The sequence below is a fragment of the Novosphingobium sp. JCM 18896 genome (assembly GCF_025938095.1).
Classification (GTDB): Bacteria; Pseudomonadota; Alphaproteobacteria; order Sphingomonadales; family Sphingomonadaceae; genus Novosphingobium.
In genome coordinates this window covers 1,066,927-1,086,764 of the sequence record NZ_JAPCZF010000001.1, presented here as the reverse complement: position 1 = coordinate 1,086,764, position 19,838 = coordinate 1,066,927, and the positions used below count along the sequence as shown (strand labels likewise).

The window sequence follows — 19,838 nt, the reverse complement described above, 5'->3', positions numbered from 1 at the left end:
CTATGAGCGGTGCCGAAGGTCTGTTGGAGGCGCTGCCGCCGGTGCAGCGCCTGGCGCTGGCCTATGCGCCGGCGCCCGCACGCGCGCCGACCCTGGCGCTGCTCGTGCTCGACCAGCGGCTGGCCGGCATCGTCCGCAATTCGCACGAACCCTCGCTCGCGCAGCTGCGCCTCGCCTGGTGGCGCGAGCAATTGCAGGTCGATGCCGAGGCCTGGCCGCGCGGTGAGCCGCTGCTGGCCACGCTCAAGTCGTGGAACGGTGGCCACGCCGCCGCGATCGAGCTGGTCAACGGCTGGGAATACCTGACCGGCGCGGCGCCGCTGCCCGAGGCGGATCTGCTGGCCTTCGCACAAGGGCGCGGCGAGGCTTTCGCCGGACTGGCGCGCGTGCTCGGCGCCGATCCTGCGCCGGCGCTCAAGCTCGGCCGGCAATGGGCACTGGCCGATCTCGCCGCGCATGTCGCGCATCCCGAGGAGCAGGCGGCGGCGCGTCGCCTGCTGGCGGCGGAGGGTAAGCCGCCGCGTGTCGCCCGCGCGCTGCGCCCGCTGGCCGTGCTCCATGGCCTCGCCGCCAAGGGGCGCGACGGACAGACCCCGGCCGCCTTGTTGACGGCGCTGCGTATCGGGCTGCTCGGGCGCTGAACCACCGCCTGCGATAGCGCGATTTCCGAGGCACCCACTGATTACGCGGCGGTGAAACCGCTCTAAGGTCGGCGTCCGAAGGGGGACGCCGCGATGAACCGCATCCTGCTCGGAGCTCTGGCCGCCTTGCTGCTGACCGCGGCGGGGGTGTTCTGGTGGCAGGGCCGCGCCGCCACCGAACGTGGTGCACCGCCGCCCGACGCCGCCCTGGCCAGCGCCGCCGCGGTCCAGCCGCTGCCGAATGTTGACGGCAAGGGCCTGCGCGGTGCGCCGCCGCCCGAGGCCACCGAGATCACCCGCGAGGAGCGGCGTTTCAACCGGATCGATCGCAACCGCGACAACGTGGTCACGCGCGTCGAGATGCTGATCCCGCGCGCTGCCATGTTCCGCGCGCTCGACAAGGACGGCAACAACCTGCTGAGCTTCGAGGAGTGGGCGGTGAAGACCTCGGACCGCTTCCACGCGGCCGACCGCAACCGCGACCAGAAGCTCGACCGCGGAGAATTCGTCGCGACCCGGCCCAAGCCGGCGGCCGCGCCGAAGTGCCAATGTGCACCGGCCGTGCGCGTCGTCCGGAAGCGTGCGATCGAGCACGTCGAGCCGGGCGAGGATGAGGACGAGGTCGAGCCGGAGGTTTGAACTGCCCCATCGTCATCCCCGCGAAAGCGGGGACCCCTCTCGATCCATTCTGAGATCGCCGAGATACACCGGCCAAAGGTCCCCGCCTTCGCGGGGATGACGATGGAGGTTGGTCAGCCCAGCGCCGCGACAAACCCGCGCATGTCGTCCTTGGCGCGCGCGGTATAGGCTTCCTTGCGGCCCTTCTTCTTCACTTCGGGGCCGACCGGCGGGAACAGGCCGAAGTTGACGTTCATCGGCTGGTAGGTCTCGGCCTCGGCATCGCCGGTAATATGCGCGAGCAACGCACCCATCGCCGTGGTGCGCGGCGGCGCCTGCCAGTCGCGCCCGGCGATCTCGGCCGCGGTCATCAGCCCGGTCAGCAGGCCGACGGCTGCGCTCTCGACATAGCCCTCGCAGCCGGTGATCTGCCCGGCGAAGCGGACGTGCGGCGCGGTCTTGAGCCGCAGCTGGCGGTCGAGCAGCACGGGCGAGTTGAGGAAGGTGTTACGGTGCAGCCCGCCGAGCCGCGCGAACTCGGCGTTCTCGAGACCCGGGATCGTGCGGAACAGGCGCACCTGCTCGGCGTGTTTGAGCTTGGTCTGGAAGCCGACCATGTTCCAGATCGTGCCGAGCTTGTTGTCCTGACGGAGCTGGACCACGGCATAGGGCCAGCGGCCGTTGGGGAATTCGGGCGTGGCGCTGTGCGGGTTGTCGAGGCCGACGGGCTTCATCGGGCCGAAGCGCAAGGTCTCGATCCCGCGCGACGCCATGACCTCGATCGGCATGCAGCCGTCGAAATAGGGGGTGTTCGCCTCCCACTGCTTGAACTCGGTCTTCTCGCCGGCGAGCAGCCCGGCGTGGAAGGCCAGGTACTGCTCCTTGTTCATCGGGCAGTTGATGTAGTCCTTGCCGCCCTTGTCCCAGCGCGCGGCCATCCAGCAGACGTCCATGTCGATCGAATCACGATAGACGATCGGTGCGATGGCATCGAAGAAGGCGAGGCTGTCGGCACCGGTGGCCGCGCCGATCGACTGGGCCAGGGCCTCGGCGGTCAGCGGCCCGGTGGCGACCAGCGTCAGTCCGGCCTCGGGCAGTCGATCGATCCGCTCGCGCACGATCTCCAGGGTCGGCAGCGCGGCGAGGGCGGCCTCGACCTCGGCCGAGAACACGTCGCGATCGACGGCGAGCGCCGATCCCGCGGGCACCTGCGCCTTGGCGGCGGCGGCCATGACCAGCGAATCGCACTGGCGCATCTCGTGGTGGAGCAGGCCGACCGCGTTCTTATCGGAATCGTCCGAACGGAACGAGTTCGAGCAGACGAGCTCGGCGAGGGCATCGGTCTGGTGGGCGGGCGATCGTTCCCCGGTCCCGCGCATTTCAGAAAGCCGCACGCGCAGCCCGCGCTTGGCGAGCTGCCACGCAGCCTCGCTGCCGGCGAGCCCGCCGCCGATGATATGTACGTCGTAAGTCATGGATCGGGGCCTTAGCGCCCGAACGCCTAGCCCGCTACCGGGAGCTTCACCTTGCCGGCCTCGTCGCGTTCGAGCGGGCCATAGGCGATCACTGCCGACAGCGGCAGCGCGGCATAGATGTGCGGGAACAGCGCGCCGCCGCGCGAGGGTTCCCAGACCACCGCGTCACCGAGCACCAGCAGGTCGACCGCCGCGACGTGGAGGTCGCTCTGGCCGGCGAAGTGCTTGGTCACGGTCTCGTCGAGCTGGGCGGCGGTCGACAGGTGGATATAGCCGTCGGCCAGGTCCACCGGCGCACCCGCGAAAAAACTGCCGTCGCGTTCGAGGTCCGCCATCTGATCGGCGGTCAGGACCTTGTAGGCGACGGCGGGTTGCTCGCTCATTCCTCGGGCTCGTCGCCGATGTCCTGGTCGCGGACCGGCTGGTCCTCGATCGGGGTGGTCTCGGTCAGGCCGGCGATCTCGTCAGCGACCATTTCCTCGGCGGCGTTCTCGGGCTCTTCCTGCTCGTCGAGGCGCACGGCGCTGACGACGTGTTCCTCGTCGGCGACGTTGAACAGGCGCACGCCCGCCGAGCCGCGGCCGATGACGCGCAGCGAGTCGAGGCTCAGGCGGATCAGCTTGGCCTGGTCGGTCACCAGCATCAGCTGATCGGCCTGGCTCGCCGGGAAGCTCGCCACCACCGGGCCGTTGCGACCGATGTTGTCGATGTTGGTGATGCCCTGGCCGCCGCGGCCGGTGCGACGGTACTCGTAGGCCGAAGACAGCTTGCCGTAACCGTTGGCGCAGACCGTGAGGATGAACTGCTCGCGCTCGGCCAGTTCGGCCAGGCGCTCGGCGCTCATCGTCGGCTCGCCCTCGCGCTCGCCCTTCCACGGCGCGAAGCGCAGGTAGTCCTCGCGCTCGTCCTGGTCCTTGACGCCGACGCGGTGGAGGATCGACAGCGAGATGACCTCGTCGTCACCCTTGAGCGCCATGCCGCGCACGCCGGTCGAGGTGCGGCTCTGGAATTCGCGGACGTCCTCGCCCGAGAAGCGGATGGCCTTGCCCCCGCGCGTGGCGAGCAGCACGTCGTCGCCCGGTTCGAGCAGCGCGACGCCGATCAGGCGATCAGCCGAGTCATCCTCGAAACGCATCGCGAACTTGCCGTTCGACGGGATGTTGGCGAAGGCGTCCATGGCGTTGCGGCGGACATTGCCCTTGGCCGTCGCGAAAACGACGTTGAGCTTGCCCCATTCGGCCTCGTCCTCGGGCAGCGGCAGCACCGTGGCGATGGTCTCGCCCTGGTCAAGCGCGGGCAGCAGGTTGACGATCGGCCGGCCGCGCGTGGTCGGCCCTCCCTCGGGCAGGCGCCAGACCTTGAGGCGATAGACCTTGCCCGCGGTCGAGAAGAACAGGACGGGGGTGTGGGTCGAGGTGACGAACATCGTCGCCACGGCGTCCTCGTCCTTGGTGGCCATGCCCGAACGGCCCTTGCCGCCGCGGTTCTGCGCGCGGAAGGTCGAGAGCGTGGTGCGCTTGATGTAACCGTCGAGGGTGATGGTCACGACCATCTCCTCGCGCTCGATCAGGTCCTCGTCGTCGATGCCGTCGGCGGCAGGAACGATCTGCGACAGGCGCGGCGTGGCATAGGTCTCGCGCACCGCGACCAGTTCCTCGCGCATCACGCCGTAGAGGCGGACGCGGTCGGCCAGGATTTCGAGATAGCCGCGGATCGCCGTGGCCAGTTCCTCGAGTTCGCCGCCGATCTCGTCGCGGCCCAGCGCGGTCAGGCGGTGGAGGCGCAGGTCGAGGATCGCCTTCACCTGGATCTCGGAAAGGCGGTAGGTGCCGCCCGCCTGCTCGGCATCGGGCTCGATGGCTTCGACCAGGCGGATATACTGCGCGATCTCGCCGATCGGCCATTCGCGCGTGAGCAGCGCGGCGCGCGCGGCGGCCGGGTTCGACGAACCGCGGATGATCTTCACCACCTCGTCGAGGTTGGTCACGGCGACGACCAGGCCGAGCAAGATGTGCGCGCGATCGCGCGCCTTGTTCAGCTCGAACTTGGTGCGGCGAGTGATGACCTCTTCGCGGAACTGGATGAACGACTGGATGATGTCGCGCAGCGCCAGGATCTCGGGACGGCCGCCGCGGATCGCCAGCATGTTCGCGGGGAACGACGACTGGGCCGGGGTGTGCCGCCAGAGCTGGTTGAGCACGACTTCGGGGGTGGCGTCGCGCTTGAGATCGACGACGACGCGCACGCCGAGGCGGCTCGATTCGTCGCGGATGTCGGAAACGCCCTCGATCCGCTTGTCCTTGGCGGCTTCGGCGATCTTCTCGACCAGGCCCGACTTGCCGACCTGGTAGGGGATCGAGGTCAGCACGATCGAACGGCGATCGCCGCGGCCTTCCTCGATCTCGTACTTGCAGCGCTGGATGATCGAGCCGCGGCCGGTGTTGTAGGCCGCGCGCGCGCCAGCGGTGCCGAGAATCTGCGGGGCGGTGGGAAAGTCCGGCCCGGGGATGATCTCGATCAGTTCGTCGGTGGTGATCGCCGGGTTCTCGATCATGGCGAGACAGCCGTCGATCACTTCGCCGAGGTTGTGTGGCGGGATGTTCGTGGCCATGCCGACGGCGATGCCGCCGGCGCCGTTGACCAGCAGGTTCGGGAACCGTGCGGGCAGGACGGTCGGCTCCTGGCGCGAACCGTCGTAGTTGTCGATGAAGTCGACCGTGTCCTTGTCGAGATCGTCGAGCAGCGTGTTGGCCACCCGCGCCAGGCGCGCCTCGGTATAGCGCATCGACGCCGGCGGATCGGGATCCATCGAGCCGAAGTTGCCCTGGCCGTCGATCAGCGGAACGCGCAGCGACCAATCCTGCGTCATGCGCGCAAGCGCATCGTAGATCGCGCTGTCGCCGTGCGGGTGGTAGTTACCCATAACGTCGCCGACAATCTTCGCCGACTTGCGATAGGGGCGCCCGGCGACCATGCCGCCTTCCTGCGCGGCGAAGAGAATGCGGCGGTGGACCGGCTTGAGGCCGTCGCGCACGTCGGGCAGCGCACGGCTGACGATCACGCTCATCGCGTAGTCGAGATAGCTGGTCTTCATCTCGTCGACGATGTCGACGCGCTGGAACTCACCCAGGGGGTGCGGGTTGTCCTGAATCTCGGTGTCTTCGCTCACGCCGGGTTAGCTTGTTCTGTTGCCGGGAAATGTCATCCGACGGCCCTAGGCGAAGGGGTAGGGGAATGCCAGCCGAAGCTTGCCTACAGCTCCCGCGAACGCGGGGTTTTCCACACCTGCCGCGTCGAACATGAACGGATGAGACAAATCGGATTAAAAGGCCGTTCAGCGGTATTTCTCTAGCGGCAGACCGGTTGCCAAGCCGACGTTTCGACGTCATCAGCGCAGGCGGAAGTTTCACATGGGTGCGGCGGACCTCCTCCCCCTGCCGCGGCTTTCAAGGAGAGACGTGAAGATGATCCGGACCACCACCGCGAAACGCGGCACTCTGTTCTCGCGTACCGCGCTCGGTCTCGCGCTGGCCCTGGGCGTTTCGGGCGCCTTCGTCGCGCAGCCCGCGCTTGCCGCCAAGAAGAACGAGCAGTCGGGCCCGAAGATCGAGTTCTCGAAGCCCTTCGCGGCCGCTGCCGCGGCGCTCGACAAGACGCTGTCGGACGCGGCCAAGACGCCGCCGGCCGGCGCTGCCGCGGTCAAGGCTGCGGGCACCAATGCCCAGGCGAAGGCCGCTGCCGTCGCGCAGCTCGATACCGAGCTCGGCGGTGCCAAGGCCAAGCTCGATGCCGCCAGCGCCGCCGCTTCGACCCCGGGCGACAAGCTCAAGCTGGGCGAAATGACGCGCACCTATGGCGTGCTGACCGATGACGTCGCGCTCCAGCATCAGGGCCTGGTGCTGATGATCGACAGCGGCGTGCTGCAGCCGGCGATGGCTGGCCAGGTCCAGTTCCTCGCGGGCGTCACCGCCTACCAGAAGCAGGACTATGCCGGTGCGGTGAAGTATCTCGAGCCGGCCAAGGCTTCGGGTTACCAGGATCAGCAGGGCCTGCTCGATCGCGTCCTCGCCGATGCCTACAAGCGCACGGGCAACACCCAGGCGCCGCTGCAGATGGCGCAGCGCGACATCGCTGCGGCCAAGGCTGCGGGCACCAAGCCGAGCGAGACCTCGATCCGCACCGCGCTGCAGGCTGCCTACGACACCAAGCAGGCTGCCCCGGCCAACGAACTGGCCGCAGATCTCGTGCGCTACTATCCTTCGGTCTCGGCCTGGAGCAATGCGATCAACGTGGTGCGCCAGCTGTCCAGCTATCAGAAGCAGGAGAACCTCGACCTGATGCGCCTGATGTCGCGTTCGGGTTCGATGACGACGCGCGGCGACTATCTCGAATATCTCGAGAACGCCGATGCTCGCACGCTGCCGGGCGAAGCGCTCAAGGTCATCGAGGCGGGTGTCGCTTCGGGCAAGATCACCGCGGGCGACGTCGCCGAGGCGCGCCAGGTCGCCAGCGGCCGTCTCTCGGCCGACCGCGCTTCGCTGCCGGGTCTCGAACGGGATGCGCGCGCGGCGAATGCCACGGCGGTGACCGCCGGCGCCGCGGGCGATGCCTTCCTCAGCTATGGCGACGCCGCCAAGGCCGAGGCGCTTTACACGATCGCGCTGGGCAAGTCGCCGGCCGACGCCAACCGCGTGCTCACACGTCTGGGCATCGCCCAGATCGATCAGGGCAAGGCGGCCGAAGCCCAGGCGACCTTCGCCAAGGTGCAGGGACCGCGCAAGCCGATCGCGCAGCTTTGGACGGCCTATGCCGCCTCGAAGGCTGGTGGCGCCACGCCGGTCGCCGCCGCGCAGTAAGCCGGGCCTTCAAGCCGCAAAAGAAAAGGGCGACGGGAAACCGTCGCCCTTTTTCATTGTCCCCGAGAGACGGAGGGATCACGCGATCGGCGCGAAGCTCCCGGCCGCCTCGTCGAGCAGGTGGAGCTGCCCGTCGGAGATCGCGAAGAAGGCACCGCGCAGCTTGAGCGTGCCTTCGCGCTCGCCCTTGCGGACGCAGGGGAAGCTGCGCAGGTTGGCGAGGCTGACCTTGACGCCGGCCTGCTCCATTGCGCGCTCGGCGTCGCGGCCCTCGGTGCCGTGTGCGGCGGCGACCGGTTCGCGCGCCTCGTCGAGCAGCCCGATCCAGTCGGCGACGAAACCGCCTTCGCCGCGCGGTGCGTCCTTGAGGCTCTGGGTCAGCGCCGCCTTGCAGCCGCCGCACATGCCGTGGCCCATGACCACGACTTCCTTGACCTTGAGCACCTGCACCGCGAATTCGAGCGCGGCCGAGACGCCGTGGAGGCCGGGCGTGGTCTCGAAGGGCGGCACCAGCGCGGCAACGTTGCGCACGACGAAGATCTCGCCGGGGTCGACGTCGAAAATCTGCGCGGGATCGACGCGGCTGTCCGAACAGGCGATGACCATCACCTTCGGTTCCTGCGCCTGGCTCAGCTGTTCCCAGCGTTCGCGGCGTCGGGCCCAGCCGGTCTGGCGGAAGCGGCGATAGCCGTCGATGAGGTGGGCGAGCTCGGCTGAGGTTTCCTGGGTCATGGCCCGTCTATTGGTCCCGAACTTTGCCACTGGCAAGGGGGCGAACATCGGCCTATCTGGGGCGCGATGAACGATCTCTCCTCTGCACCTGCCCCGCGTCCCGAAGGCCAGCCCGAGCGCCAGCGCAAGCCCGACTGGATCCGCGTCAAGGCCCCGACCTCGAAAGGCTATGGCGAGACGCGCCAGCTGATGCGCGACCTCGGCCTCAACACCGTCTGCGAGGAAGCCGCCTGTCCGAACATCGGCGAGTGCTGGACCAAGAAGCACGCGACGGTGATGATCCTCGGTGATGTCTGCACGCGCGCCTGCGCCTTCTGCAACGTCAAGACCGGCATGCCGCGCAAGGTCGATGCCCACGAGCCCGAGCACGTCGCCGAAGCGGCGGCCAAGATGGGGCTCGAGCACATCGTCATCACCTCGGTCGACCGCGACGACCTGCCCGACGGCGGTGCCAGCCAGTTCGTCAAGGTGATCGAGGCGCTGCGCCGCACGACGCCATCGACGACGATCGAGATCCTGACCCCCGACTTCCGCAACAAGATGGGGCGTGCGGTCGAGGCGATCGTCACCGCACGGCCCGACGTCTACAACCATAACCTCGAGACCGTGCCGCGGCTCTACCCGACGATCCGCCCGGGCGCGCGCTACTATGCCTCGCTGCGCCTGCTCGAGCAGGTCAAGCGCCACGATCCGTCGATCTTCACCAAGTCGGGCGTCATGCTCGGGCTCGGCGAGGAGCGGCTCGAGGTTCACCAGGTCATGGACGACATGCGCTGTGCCGACATCGACTTCCTGACGATGGGCCAGTACCTGCAGCCGACCCCGCGCCATGCCAAGGTGATCGAATTCGTCACGCCGCAGGCTTTCGGTGCCTATGGTGCGATCGCCCGCTCGAAGGGCTTCCTCCAGGTGGCGGCCAGCCCGCTGACCCGGTCGAGCTATCACGCCGGCGACGATTTCCGCCAGATGCGCGCCGCGCGCGAAGCGCAGCTGGCGAAGGTCCGCCAAGTCTAATGCCCGGCATTCACGAAGTCCGGCGGCTCCCCTACAGCGCGGAGCAGATGTTCGATCTCGTCGCCGACGTCGGCCGCTATCCCGAGTTCCTGCCGTGGATCATGGCGACGCGGGTGCGATCCGACGACGGTAGCGAGATGGTCGCCGACATGCTGATCGGCTTCTCGGCGATCCGCGAGAAGTTCACCTCGCGCGTCGAGAAGAACCGTCCCGACGAGCTGCGCGTACACTATATAGACGGGCCGCTGCGCGACCTCGACAACCGCTGGCAGTTCCGCGCGCTGGGCCCGAGCGAGTGCGAGGTCGACTTCTCGGTGCAGTTCACTTTCCGCAACGCGCTGTTCGAGAAGCTCGCCGGCCAGTACCTCGATCGCGCCTTCCGCAAGATGGTCGCCGCCTTCGAGACGCGCGCGGCCACGCTCTATGGCGACGCCGGCGAAACCAGCGCCGCCTGACCGCTATCAGAACACCGGAGTAATCCGGCGCAGTTCGCCCGCCGTCCCGTCGGTAAGAATCCACAAGGACCCATTGGGCGCTTCGGCGATTGCGCGGATGCGCGTGCCCATGTCGAAGCGCTGGACCTCTTGCGCTGAATCGCCATTGGTCCTGATCCGTACGAGCGTCTTCGAGGCTAGACCCGTCAGAAGGGCATCGCCGCGCCATTCCGAAAATTCACTACCTTTGTAGAAGAGCATGCCCGCCGGTGCGATCACTGGCGTCCAACTCACCTTCGGCGCTTCGAAACCGTCTCCCGGTGCGTGATCCGGGATCGGATTGCCCGTGTAGAAATCTCCATTCGATACGGCTGGCCAACCGTAGTTCCGGTTCGGCAGGATCAGGTTGAACTCGTCACCGCCCATCGGCCCCATCTCGCTCGACCACAATCGTCCGTCGGGCGCGAAGGCGAGGCCATAATGATTGCGATGACCGAGCGTCCAAATCTCGCCACGCGCACCGGCCTGATTGACGAAAGGATTGTCGGGCGGGATCGTGCCGTCGGGGAACAGCCTGACGACCTTGCCGAGATTGTTGGAAAGGCTGAAGAGGAAGTCCTTGTCGAGCTCTTGTCGATCACCCGAGGTCAAGTAGAGATAGCGTCCGTCGGGAGAGAAGGCGATCCGGCCGCCGGGCTCGCCCGATCCCTCGAATGTGACGATCGTCGGAACCTGGCGGAAGATCTCGGTCATCGCCGTCAGGCTGACGTTGCCGTTCGACTCGGTCAGGGTCGCGCGTGCGACCATCATCCGCTCGGGAAACAGGTTCGGTTCGTCTTTCGCCCGACCGACGCGTTCGGCGCTCAGATCGTGGACCATGTAGGAGAAGTAGATCGCGCGCGACGTTGCGAAGTCGGGTGCGAGCGCGACGTCGAGCAGGCCGATGCTGGTCGGCACGCCGTTCACCGCGGTTACCGTGCCGGTTTGGGTGACGATCGACAGTGTGCCGGGACTGCGCCGCTGCGTGACGAGGAAGCGCCCATCGGGAAGGATGGCGAGCGCCCAGGGATCGGCGAAAGTGGCTAAGGCCGCAGACTGGTTGAGCCCGATGACAGACCTGGGAGTCGGCGTAGGCGTAGGTGTCGGGCTGGGTGTCGGTGAAGCCGTGGGGCTGGGTGACGGCGGTCCATCGTCACCGCCACAGCTCGCGCAGGCCAGTGCCGCTATCGCAGCCACGAACAGTCTTACCCGCACCATCGGCGACAGTTTTGGCTATCCCTCGCGCGGGGGGCAACCGACCGGCGACGAGCGGCGATGACTAATCCACAGACGCGTCGGGGAGCAGCAGTTCGAGCGCGACGATCGTCGCCTGGCGACGCACCAAGGCGCGGCTCGATCCGTCGAGCTGGCGTTCCTCGGCGTTGACCTCCTCGCTGCCGCGCACCGCGCGGGCGAAGACCACCGTGCCAACGGGCTTCATCTCGCTGCCGCCGTCGGGACCGGCAATGCCGCTGATCGCTACGGCGACGTCGGCACCCGAGTGCTTGAGCGCACCCTGGGCCATGGCCCAGGCGGTTGCGACCGAGACCGCACCGAAGGTATCGAGGATGTCGCCGGCGACGCCGAGCGTCTCGCGCTTGGCCTCGTTCGAATAGGTCACGAAGCCGCGGTCGAGCACGGCCGAGGAGCCGGCGATCTCTGTGATCGCGGCGCTGACCAGACCGCCGGTGCAACTCTCGGCCAGCGCGACGGTGCGGCCCGCGGCCATGTTCTCGCTCACGACCCGGCGCGCGAGTTCGACGATGTCGTCGGGAAGCAGGCTGTCGTTCATCATTGTGTCTCCCGCGGGCAGCTGCGCATCTTGCTGTCCTTGCGCGCGACCGTGGTGAAGATCGTCGCCAGTAGATTGACCATCTGGTTTGCGTCGAGCGGGGCCAGCGCCTCGGTGACGTCGTTCACGTCGGCGCAGGCAGACGGGTTGATCGGGATTCTCAGCTTTTCGCTCATCGCGGCATCGACGACCGGGCGCAGTGCCTTGTCCGAGAGATTGACGAACCGTTTCTCGTCGGCGGTGCCGCGGCTCATCTTCAGGAAGGCGGCCTTGGCGACGGGCCAGTTGCGCGTCTTGGCCTCGGCGAGCTGCGTCCCCAGTTGCGGCAGACCCGTGCGCAGGTAGCTGTCGGCGGGCAGGTGCGCGGCGCAGTTGTTCGTCACCTCGCCGATCACCTCGGGCAGGAAGTAGCCGATCAGCCCGCGCATCTCGACGGGGTTGATGCAGGCGGGCGCCGGCGCGGCCTGGGCGGTGGTCGCCAGCAGCGCGAGCGCAGTGGCCGGCATACGGAACAAGGCGCGATGGTGGCGCATGGGCGGTGTCAGGCGGCGCAGATCGAGATCGCGCCCAGCTTGGCGCGGCCGGTCTTCGCGCCAAGTCCGACCGCGAGCGCGATCAGTTCGGCGGTGTTTTGCGCGGGCAGCGGTGCGAGCAGGCCAATCAGGCGGTCGATCGATCCGCAGCGATCGAGCGGGACCTGCTGGCTGACCATGCCCGCGAGCAGCGGATCGAGCATCTGCTGCAAGGAAGCGTCGGGCATCGTGCGGATCAGCTCGTCGGCCTGCGGGTTGATCGTCGGGCTCAGCTTGAGGAAGGCTGCCTTGGCGCGCGGCCAGGCCGCGGGGCGACGCGCGGCGTAGCGCTGGGCGAGCTGTGCACCCTCGCGCGGGAGATAGGCGTTGGCGCCGAGCGTGGTGCTGCAGCGCTGGGTCGTGCCGTTGATCATGCTCGGCAGGGCATATTCCGCGAGCGCGGTGAATTCGCCGGGCGAAAGGCAGGGCGGCTCGGCAGCCGATGCCAGAGTCGGCGCCAGGGTCAGCGCGGCGGCGGCGATGGCAGTGAAACGGCGCATCGGATTCATCCTTCCATTCGCACGAGGCAGGCGGCCGCCTGCGCGGCAATGCCTTCGCCGCGGCCGGTGAAGCCAAGCTTCTCGGTCGTCGTGGCCTTGACGCTTACCGCGCCGATGTCAACGCCGAGCAATTCCGCCAGCCGCGCACGCATCGCTTCGCGGTGCGGACCGATCTTCGGCGCTTCGCATATGATCGTAACGTCGACGTTGCCGACCGCGTAGCCCGCTTCGCCGACCAGCGAGACCGCATGGGCGAGAAACCGGTCGGACGAGGCGCCGCGCCACTGCGGATCGCTCGGCGGAAAGTGCTGGCCGATGTCGCCCGCGCCGATCGCGCCGAGCAGCGCATCGACGAGTGCGTGGATCGCCACGTCGGCGTCGCTGTGGCCGGCGAGCCCCTGGTGGTGGTCGATGCGAATGCCGTTGAGCCAGAGTTCCTCGCCATCGGCGAGTTGGTGGACGTCGTAGCCGGTGCCGATGCGGACCGGCGGCAGGTTCGTCGGGAAGTCCGAGGCGAAGGTCAGCTTGTGCAGGGCTTCGTCTCCTTCGACGAGCGCGATTTCGATCCCCGCAGCCTGGGCGACCTGAGCGTCGTCACCGGCGTCGGATGTTCCGGTCCATGAACGATGGGCGGCAAGGATTACAGGATAATGGAAGGCCTGCGGGGTCTGTACGCGACGCAGCGCGGTGCGATCGGCGGGTTGGCCCATCATCGTGCCGGACGCATGCGCGAGGCTGTCGACCACCGAAAGCACGGGGATGGCGCCCGCGTGTTCGACGAGAGCCGCCTGGAGGCGTTCGATCACCAAGGGCTTGAGCACGGGGCGGGCGGCATCGTGGATCAGAACGAGGTCGGGCGCCTCGGCAGTCAGCGCTTCGAGCCCGCGGCGGACCGAGTCCTGACGAGTCTGTCCTCCGGTCACCAGCCGGACATCGAGCCCGGACAGCGCCTTTCCCGCGAGATCTTCGGCCCGTTCCGGGATCATCACGACCACCGGGGACACTTTCGCGGCGATCAGCGCCTCGACAGAATGGCGGACAACCGGCTTGCCGCGCCACGGCGCGAACTGCTTGGGCAGCGGCTGGCCCGCGCGCAGGCCGGCGCCGGCGGCGACGACGATCGCGGCGGTGCGCGGGGGGGCGGCCGGGGAAGTTGTGTCGCTCGCGGACATGGCCCCGGCGGGTAGAGGCTTGCCGCGAGGAGAGCAATTCCCTATGTGCTGCCTGTTTTTTAGGCAGGTATACCGCTTTGCTCCCGACACCGCCCGTTCTCAAGCCGATCTCGGTTGGTCCCGTCACCGTCGATTGCCCGGTGATCCTGGCGCCGATGACCGGCGTCACCGATCTGCCGTTCCGCAAGCTCGTGCGCCGGTTCGGTTCGGGGCTCAACGTGACCGAGATGATCGCTTCGCCCGCGGCGATCCGTGAGACGCGCCAGTCGATCCAGAAGGCCGCCTGGGATGCGATCGAGGAGCCCGTGTCGATGCAGCTCGTCGGCTGCACCCCGCACGAGATGGCCGAGGCCGCCAAGCTCTCCGAGCAGAAGGGCGCGGCGATCATCGACATCAACATGGGCTGCCCGGTGCGGAAGGTGACCAGCGGCGACGCCGGTTCGGCGCTGATGCGCGACCTGCCGCTGGCGACGCGGCTGATCGAGGCGACGGTCAAGGCCGTCTCGGTGCCGGTGACGGTCAAGATGCGCATGGGCTGGTGCCACGACAGCCTCAACGCCCCCGAGCTCGCGCATATCGCCGAGGATCTCGGCGCCAAGCTGATCACGGTCCATGGCCGCACGCGCAACCAGATGTACAAAGGCTCGGCCGACTGGGGCTTCGTGCGCCAGGTCAAGGAGGCCGTGTCGCTGCCGGTGATCGTCAACGGCGACATCTGCACGATCGACGATGCCGCGCAGGCGCTCGATCAGTCGGGCGCCGACGGGCTGATGATCGGCCGCGGGGCCTACGGCAAGCCCTGGCTGCTCGGCCAGGTCATGCACTGGCTGCGCACGGGCGAAGGCGTGGCCGAGCCCAGCCTGGCCGAACAGTACGCGCTGATCATCGAGCACTACGAGGGCATGCTCGCGCACTATGGCGCCGATACCGGCGTCAAGATGGCGCGCAAGCACCTCGGCTGGTACACCAAGGGGCTGCCGGGCTCGGCCGAGTTCCGCAACAAGGTCAATTTCGTCGACGACGCGGCCGAGGTCGTGCGTATGCTCGGCGAGTTCTATGGGCCGCTGCTCGAGCGTCCCGTGCCGCAGCAACAGGCGGCATGAGGCCCGCTCTATGACTCCGGCCGAGGCGCCCGTCGCGGGTGCGCCGGACGCCTATCGCCAGCTCGCGAGCCTGCCGCTGGCAATCGTCATGCTGGCGCCGGGGCTCGAGATCGCCGCCGCCAATCCCGCGGCCGAGCAGTTCTTCGGCCAGAGCCTGCGCCGCCTGGTCGGTCGCCGCCTGACTGACTTGCTCGATTTCGAGCCACACCTCGTAAACCGCATAAATGACAGCGAGACACCGGTGTCCGCGCGCGAGGTCAACGTCGTTGTCCCGGGACATGGCTCGCGACAATTGGACGTCACGGTCACCCCGATCGTCGACGAGCCCGGCTGGCAGATGCTCACGCTGCATGACACCAATGCCGAGGCGCTGGGGGAGGCGGCGGGCGGTGCCGACAATACGGTGCTCCGCGCGCCCGAGATCCTGGCGCACGAAATCAAGAACCCGCTCGCGGGAATCCGCGGTGCGGCGCAGCTGCTCGGCCGCAAGGTCGGCGAGAAAGAGCGGGCTTTGACCAGTCTGATCGCCGACGAGGTCGATCGGATCGCAAAACTTATCGATGAAATGCAGACTCTTAGTCGTCAAACCTTGGCGCCTGTCGAGCCCTGCAACCTGCACGAGGCGGCGCGCCGTGCCGTGGCGGTGATGGACGCGGCCGGGGGGAAGGGCGCGCGGATCGAGGAGGAGTTCGATCCCTCGCTGCCGCCCGTGCTCGGCTCGCCCGACGGCCTGGTCCAGGTGCTGATCAACCTCATCGCCAATGCGCGCGAGGCATCGGGCGGCGCTGCCAAGCCGCGGGTCGTGGTGCGCACGCGTTTTGCCAGCGGCCTGCAACTCCATTCGACGGTTTCGGGCAAGCCGGTGCGCCTGCCGATCGAGCTGCGCGTCAGCGACAACGGGCCCGGTGTCGACCCGGCGATGCGCGAACACATCTTCGATCCTTTCGTGACGACGAAGAAGACCGGGCAGGGGCTCGGCCTGGCGCTTGTCCGCAAGCTGGTGCGCGACATGAACGGCCGCATCAGCCACGAGCGCGATGACGCCAAGGGCTGGACCCACTTCCGCCTGCACCTGCCGCTGGCCACCGAGCCGCGCGGGCGGCGCCGGGAGGCGGAGCGCGAGGCCGGCGCAGGGGGAGGTGAGGGCAAGTGACCGTTCTGCTCGTCGAGGACGATGCCTCGATCGCCATCGTGATTACCGCCGCGCTCGAGGCCGAGGGCTTCGACGTCGTGCACTGCGACACCATTGTCCAGCGTGACTGTCTCCTGGACAACCAGCGGTTTTCGGCGCTTGTCACCGATGTCATGCTGCCAGACGGCGACGGCATCGAAACCTTGGGCGGGGTGCACGAGCGCTTCCCGGCGATGCCGATCATCATCCTTTCGGCGCAGAACACGCTCGATACCGCGGTGCGCGCGAGCGATACGGGCGCCTTCGAGTATTTCCCCAAGCCCTTCGACATCGACGAACTGGCGCGGACGGTGCGCCAGGCGGTCGGCGCGGGCACGGTCATGGCCGAAAGCGTCGAGGACGGTACGATCGGCGAGGGTCTGCCGCTGGTCGGCCGCAGCGCCGCGATGCAGACCGTCTATCGCATGATCACGCGCGTCCTGCGCAACGACCTGACCGTGCTGATCCTCGGTGAGTCGGGCACGGGCAAGGAATTGGTGGCTGAGGCCATTCACCAGCTCGGCGGGCGGCGCGACGGGCCCTTCGTCGCGGTCAATACCGCGGCGATCCCGGCCGAACTCATCGAGAGCGAGCTGTTCGGCCACGAAAAGGGCGCTTTCACCGGCGCCGTGGCGCGCCATCTCGGCAAGTTCGAGCAGGCCGAGGGCGGTACCCTGTTCCTAGACGAGATCGGCGACATGCCGATGCAGGCGCAGACGCGGCTGCTGCGCGCGCTGCAATCGGGCTCGATCCGTCGCGTCGGCGGGCGCGAGGAGGTCAAGGTCGATGCGCGTATCGTCGCGGCGACCAACAAGGATCTCGAGCCACTGATCGCCGCGGGCCAGTTCCGCGAGGATCTCTACTATCGGCTCAACGTCGTGCCGATCACTTTGCCCGCGCTGCGCGAGCGCACCGACGACATTCCCGCGCTCGCGCGGCACTTCCTCAAGGCCGCGGCTGCCGAGGGCTTGCCGCGGCGCCAGCTGTCGAGCGATGCGGCTGCGCTGTTGAGCCGCCAGTCCTGGCGCGGAAACGTCCGCGAGCTGCGCAATTTCGTCTATCGCATGGCGCTTTTGGCGCGCGAGGACACGATCGACGCGGCCAATCTGACGCCGCTGCTCGATCAGGTCCGTCCGGCGCCGGCAGAAACGGGCGAGGGCGGGGCGATTGACACCGCGGTCAGCCGTTGGCTCGCCGAAGTACGCCCGGTGTCAGGGACGGTCTACGATGCCGCGCTGGCCGCCTTCGAACGCCCGCTTTTCGCGGAGATTCTGCGGGAAACCGGTGGCAATCAGGTCCGCGCGGCGCAGCAGCTCGGCATCAATCGCAACACCTTGCGCAAGCGGCTCGGCGAACTGGCGCTCGATCCCGAGGAATTCGCGCGCCGAAGCTGATGGGGCGACGCCGATGCGGCCGTGGTTCGCGGCTATCGGTGGAAAACGCTCTTGCCGTGGGGCAACAGTGGTGTTGTAAGGTTGCAACGATGACCGCCGAACCATCCTCGCGCAATCGGCCCTGGCAGCGGCTTTGGCGGCGTGCACAGGTTGCCGCGCGCCGCGCGAACTTCTTCGCGGTCATGGAAGTCGTGTCGGTCGTCGCCTTCCTGATCATGACGCTGACCACCTGGATCGCCTTGGAATCCCAGGCGAAAAAGGGGCAGTTGCTGCCTTCGGACCTCACCGCGACCTTGCTGATCGGCACGCTCGTGCCCGCGATGGCCATCCTGGTCATGATCGGCCGCCGTATGGCGCTCAAGCGGGCCGCTGAGACGATCGGCGGCACCGGGCGCATGCATGTCCGCCTGGTGTTCATCTTCTCGCTGATCGCCGCCGTGCCGACGCTGCTGGTCGTGATCTTCGCCTCGTGGCTGTTCCAGTCGGGCGTCGAATTCTGGTTTTCGGACAATTCGCGCGGCCTGCTCGAGAACGCGAACAAGCTGGCGCGCGGATATTACGAGCAAACTCAACGCGATGTCGGTTACGAGTCGGTGGCCATGGCCGAGGACATGCGCGCTTTCCTGAGCACCGAATCCACCGCCAGCCGCACTTTTGCGGAGTTCTATTCGTACCAGGTGGTCAATCGGAAGCTCAACGAGTCCGCGATCGTGCAGAAGGGCGTCGATGGCGAACTGCGCACGGCGGCGATCGTCGATCCCGAGGGCAACAACCAGCGCCCGCGCATCAGCCCCGACGTGCTGCGCCGCATCGACGGCGGCGAGACGATGGTGATCAACGCCAATGCCAACAAGATCGAGGCGGTGACACCGATCGACAGGCGCGCCGGGATCTACCTTTACACCGCCAGAAGCTCGGATTTGCTGGCTTTCACGCAGGGACAGCGTGCGCAGAATATCGTCCGCGCCTACGAGGTGCTGACCAGCCGGGCGAGGGTGCTCCAGCTGCGCTTCAACGTGGCCCTGTTCGGCGCCTCGCTGGCGCTGGTGGGCCTGTCGATCTGGTTCGGGCTGCGTTTCGCCGACCGCCAGGTCAAGCCGCTCTACGAGCTCGTCGAGGCCGCGCGCCGGGTGGGGGCGGGCAACTACGCGCTACGCGTCGAGGGTCGCACGGGGGCCGACGAGATCGGCCTGCTCAACCGAGCGTTCAACCGCATGAGCGCGCAGATCGAGCGACAGACGCAGGATCTGCTCTCGGCCAACGAGCAGCTCCAGCAGCGCCGCGCCTTCATGGAGGCCGTGCTGGAATCGGTGACCGCGGGGATCATCGCGCTCGATGACACCGGTAACGTTTCGCTTATGAACAGCACCGCCCAAAAGCTGCTGCTCGAGGCCGGAGGCCCCGGTCCGCTGGGATTGTCCCTGGGGGACATTGCCCCGCAGCTTGCCAGTCTCATCGAATCCGGGCTGTCCAGCGGCATCATCCAATACGCTAAGGGCGGCGACCTGCTGACTCTGGCGGTCAAGGTCAGTCGCGACGCCGGCGGGCCGGTGGTGACCTTCGAGGACATTACCCGCCAACTGCTCGATCAGCGCCAGGCCGCCTGGTCCGACGTCGCCCGGCGCATCGCGCACGAGATCAAGAACCCGCTGACCCCGATCCAGCTCGCCACCGAGCGGCTGAATCGCCGTTATGGCAAGCAAATCGAGACCGATCGCCCGCTTTTCGAGGAATTGACCGCGACGATCATCCGCCAGGTCGGCGATCTGCGGAAGATGGTGGACGAGTTCTCGTCCTTCGCACGGCTGCCCAAGCCCGTCTTCCGCGCCGAGGATCCCACCGCGCTGGCGCGGCAGGCGCTGTTTCTCCAGGAAGTCGCGCGCCCGGACATCGATTTCCGTTTCTCGGCCGACGACGCGATCACCACGATCGCCTGCGATCGCCACCAGTTCGGCCAGGCGATGACCAATGTCCTCAAGAACGCGGTCGAGGCGATCGAGGCCAAGGCTAAGGCGGAAACCGCCAATTTCCGGGGATTGATCGCGGTTACCATGACGCTTGTCCGCGAGACAGTGGTCGTGGCGATCGAGGACAACGGCATCGGTCTGCCGCAGGATCGCGAGCGGATCATCGAGCCCTACGTGACCACGCGCGAAAAGGGGACCGGGCTCGGCCTCGCGATCGTCAACAAGATCGTCGAGGAACACGGCGGGGACATGAGCTTCACGGCCGTCGAAGCGGGTGGGGGCACCCGCGTGACGATGAGCTTTGCCTGCGATCCGCTGGCCCAGCGGCGCGGGTCGGAGGCAGCAGAATGAACATTTT

The 19,838-nt window shown here is 67.7% G+C and carries 18 protein-coding genes; 9 read left to right on the top strand and 9 right to left on the bottom strand.

What is annotated here, in order from left to right; genetic code table 11:
- The first annotated feature begins 2 nt into the window (after positions 1-2).
- Both OLX23_RS05235 and OLX23_RS05230 read left to right on the top strand, forming a co-directional pair.
- Positions 3-641: a hypothetical protein gene (locus tag OLX23_RS05235; RefSeq protein ID WP_264443522.1), complete on the top strand. Its 639-nt coding sequence runs from the start codon at positions 3-5 to the stop codon at positions 639-641.
- 93 nt (positions 642-734) lie between these two features.
- Positions 735-1,280, top strand: a complete 546-nt coding sequence (locus OLX23_RS05230; RefSeq protein WP_319641294.1) for a hypothetical protein — start codon at positions 735-737, stop codon at positions 1,278-1,280.
- A 113-nt stretch (positions 1,281-1,393) separates the two neighbouring features.
- On the opposite strand, the gene trmFO is transcribed toward OLX23_RS05230, so the two are convergent.
- Genes trmFO through gyrA form a run of 3 tightly spaced genes read right to left on the bottom strand, consistent with a single transcriptional unit; the run spans position 1,394 to position 5,903 of the window.
- Positions 1,394-2,734 (bottom strand): methylenetetrahydrofolate--tRNA-(uracil(54)-C(5))-methyltransferase (FADH(2)-oxidizing) TrmFO, encoded by a 1,341-nt coding sequence (gene trmFO, locus OLX23_RS05225; RefSeq protein ID WP_264443520.1) that lies wholly within the window; start codon positions 2,732-2,734, stop codon positions 1,394-1,396.
- A 26-nt stretch (positions 2,735-2,760) separates the two neighbouring features.
- Positions 2,761-3,117 (bottom strand): DUF952 domain-containing protein, encoded by a 357-nt coding sequence (locus OLX23_RS05220; RefSeq protein ID WP_264443518.1) that lies wholly within the window; start codon positions 3,115-3,117, stop codon positions 2,761-2,763.
- Positions 3,114-5,903, bottom strand: a complete 2,790-nt coding sequence (gyrA, locus tag OLX23_RS05215; RefSeq protein WP_264443517.1) for a DNA gyrase subunit A — start codon at positions 5,901-5,903, stop codon at positions 3,114-3,116. Before gyrA ends, OLX23_RS05220 begins: the two co-directional genes overlap by 4 nt.
- Before the next feature lie 295 nt (positions 5,904-6,198).
- Here gyrA and OLX23_RS05210 point away from each other — a divergent pair, with 295 nt between their 5' ends.
- On the top strand, positions 6,199-7,590 hold the full coding sequence (locus OLX23_RS05210) for a hypothetical protein (RefSeq protein ID WP_264443515.1): 1,392 nt from the start codon (positions 6,199-6,201) through the stop codon (positions 7,588-7,590).
- 78 nt (positions 7,591-7,668) lie between these two features.
- Here the strand turns inward: OLX23_RS05210 and OLX23_RS05205 are convergent, their stop codons facing one another.
- Positions 7,669-8,322, bottom strand: coding sequence for a carbonic anhydrase (locus OLX23_RS05205; protein ID WP_264443514.1), 654 nt, complete (start codon positions 8,320-8,322; stop codon positions 7,669-7,671).
- A gap of 66 nt (positions 8,323-8,388) precedes the next feature.
- Here OLX23_RS05205 and lipA point away from each other — a divergent pair, with 66 nt between their 5' ends.
- Together lipA and OLX23_RS05195 are read left to right on the top strand one after the other, a co-directional pair.
- Positions 8,389-9,336: a lipoyl synthase gene (lipA, locus tag OLX23_RS05200; protein ID WP_264443512.1), complete on the top strand. Its 948-nt coding sequence runs from the start codon at positions 8,389-8,391 to the stop codon at positions 9,334-9,336.
- Complete coding sequence (locus OLX23_RS05195) at positions 9,336-9,791, top strand: type II toxin-antitoxin system RatA family toxin (RefSeq protein ID WP_264443511.1); 456 nt, start codon at positions 9,336-9,338, stop codon at positions 9,789-9,791. Before lipA ends, OLX23_RS05195 begins: the two co-directional genes overlap by 1 nt.
- Positions 9,792-9,797: 6 nt before the next feature.
- Here the strand turns inward: OLX23_RS05195 and OLX23_RS05190 are convergent, their stop codons facing one another.
- The 5 genes from OLX23_RS05190 to OLX23_RS05170 form a co-directional block, all read right to left on the bottom strand.
- The gene (locus OLX23_RS05190) at positions 9,798-11,006 is read right to left on the bottom strand and encodes a PQQ-dependent sugar dehydrogenase (RefSeq protein ID WP_264443510.1); all 1,209 of its coding nucleotides are present in this window, start codon (positions 11,004-11,006) and stop codon (positions 9,798-9,800) included.
- Positions 11,007-11,088: 82 nt separating this feature from the next.
- Complete coding sequence (locus OLX23_RS05185; protein WP_413629780.1) at positions 11,089-11,601, bottom strand: CinA family protein; 513 nt, start codon at positions 11,599-11,601, stop codon at positions 11,089-11,091.
- The gene (locus tag OLX23_RS05180) at positions 11,601-12,134 is read right to left on the bottom strand and encodes a hypothetical protein (RefSeq protein ID WP_264443507.1); all 534 of its coding nucleotides are present in this window, start codon (positions 12,132-12,134) and stop codon (positions 11,601-11,603) included. Before OLX23_RS05180 ends, OLX23_RS05185 begins: the two co-directional genes overlap by 1 nt.
- An 8-nt stretch (positions 12,135-12,142) precedes the next feature.
- Complete coding sequence (locus OLX23_RS05175; protein WP_264443506.1) at positions 12,143-12,673, bottom strand: hypothetical protein; 531 nt, start codon at positions 12,671-12,673, stop codon at positions 12,143-12,145.
- Between the two features lie 5 nt (positions 12,674-12,678).
- A complete protein-coding gene (locus tag OLX23_RS05170) occupies positions 12,679-13,845 on the bottom strand; it encodes a bifunctional 2-C-methyl-D-erythritol 4-phosphate cytidylyltransferase/2-C-methyl-D-erythritol 2,4-cyclodiphosphate synthase (protein ID WP_264443505.1) in 1,167 nt (388 codons plus the stop codon).
- Between the two features lie 77 nt (positions 13,846-13,922).
- On the opposite strand from OLX23_RS05170, the gene dusB reads away from it, so the two are divergent.
- The 4 genes from dusB (at position 13,923) to OLX23_RS05150 (ending at position 19,831) form a co-directional block, all read left to right on the top strand.
- Complete coding sequence (gene dusB, locus OLX23_RS05165) at positions 13,923-14,948, top strand: tRNA dihydrouridine synthase DusB (protein ID WP_264443504.1); 1,026 nt, start codon at positions 13,923-13,925, stop codon at positions 14,946-14,948.
- A 10-nt stretch (positions 14,949-14,958) separates the two neighbouring features.
- On the top strand, positions 14,959-16,101 hold the full coding sequence (locus tag OLX23_RS05160) for a two-component system sensor histidine kinase NtrB (protein ID WP_264443503.1): 1,143 nt from the start codon (positions 14,959-14,961) through the stop codon (positions 16,099-16,101).
- Positions 16,098-17,513 (top strand): sigma-54-dependent transcriptional regulator, encoded by a 1,416-nt coding sequence (locus tag OLX23_RS05155; protein WP_264443501.1) that lies wholly within the window; start codon positions 16,098-16,100, stop codon positions 17,511-17,513. The genes OLX23_RS05160 and OLX23_RS05155 overlap by 4 nt, the downstream gene beginning before the upstream one ends.
- 89 nt (positions 17,514-17,602) lie before the next feature.
- Positions 17,603-19,831 (top strand): ATP-binding protein, encoded by a 2,229-nt coding sequence (locus tag OLX23_RS05150; protein WP_264443500.1) that lies wholly within the window; start codon positions 17,603-17,605, stop codon positions 19,829-19,831.
- The last annotated feature ends 7 nt before the right edge of the window (positions 19,832-19,838 follow it).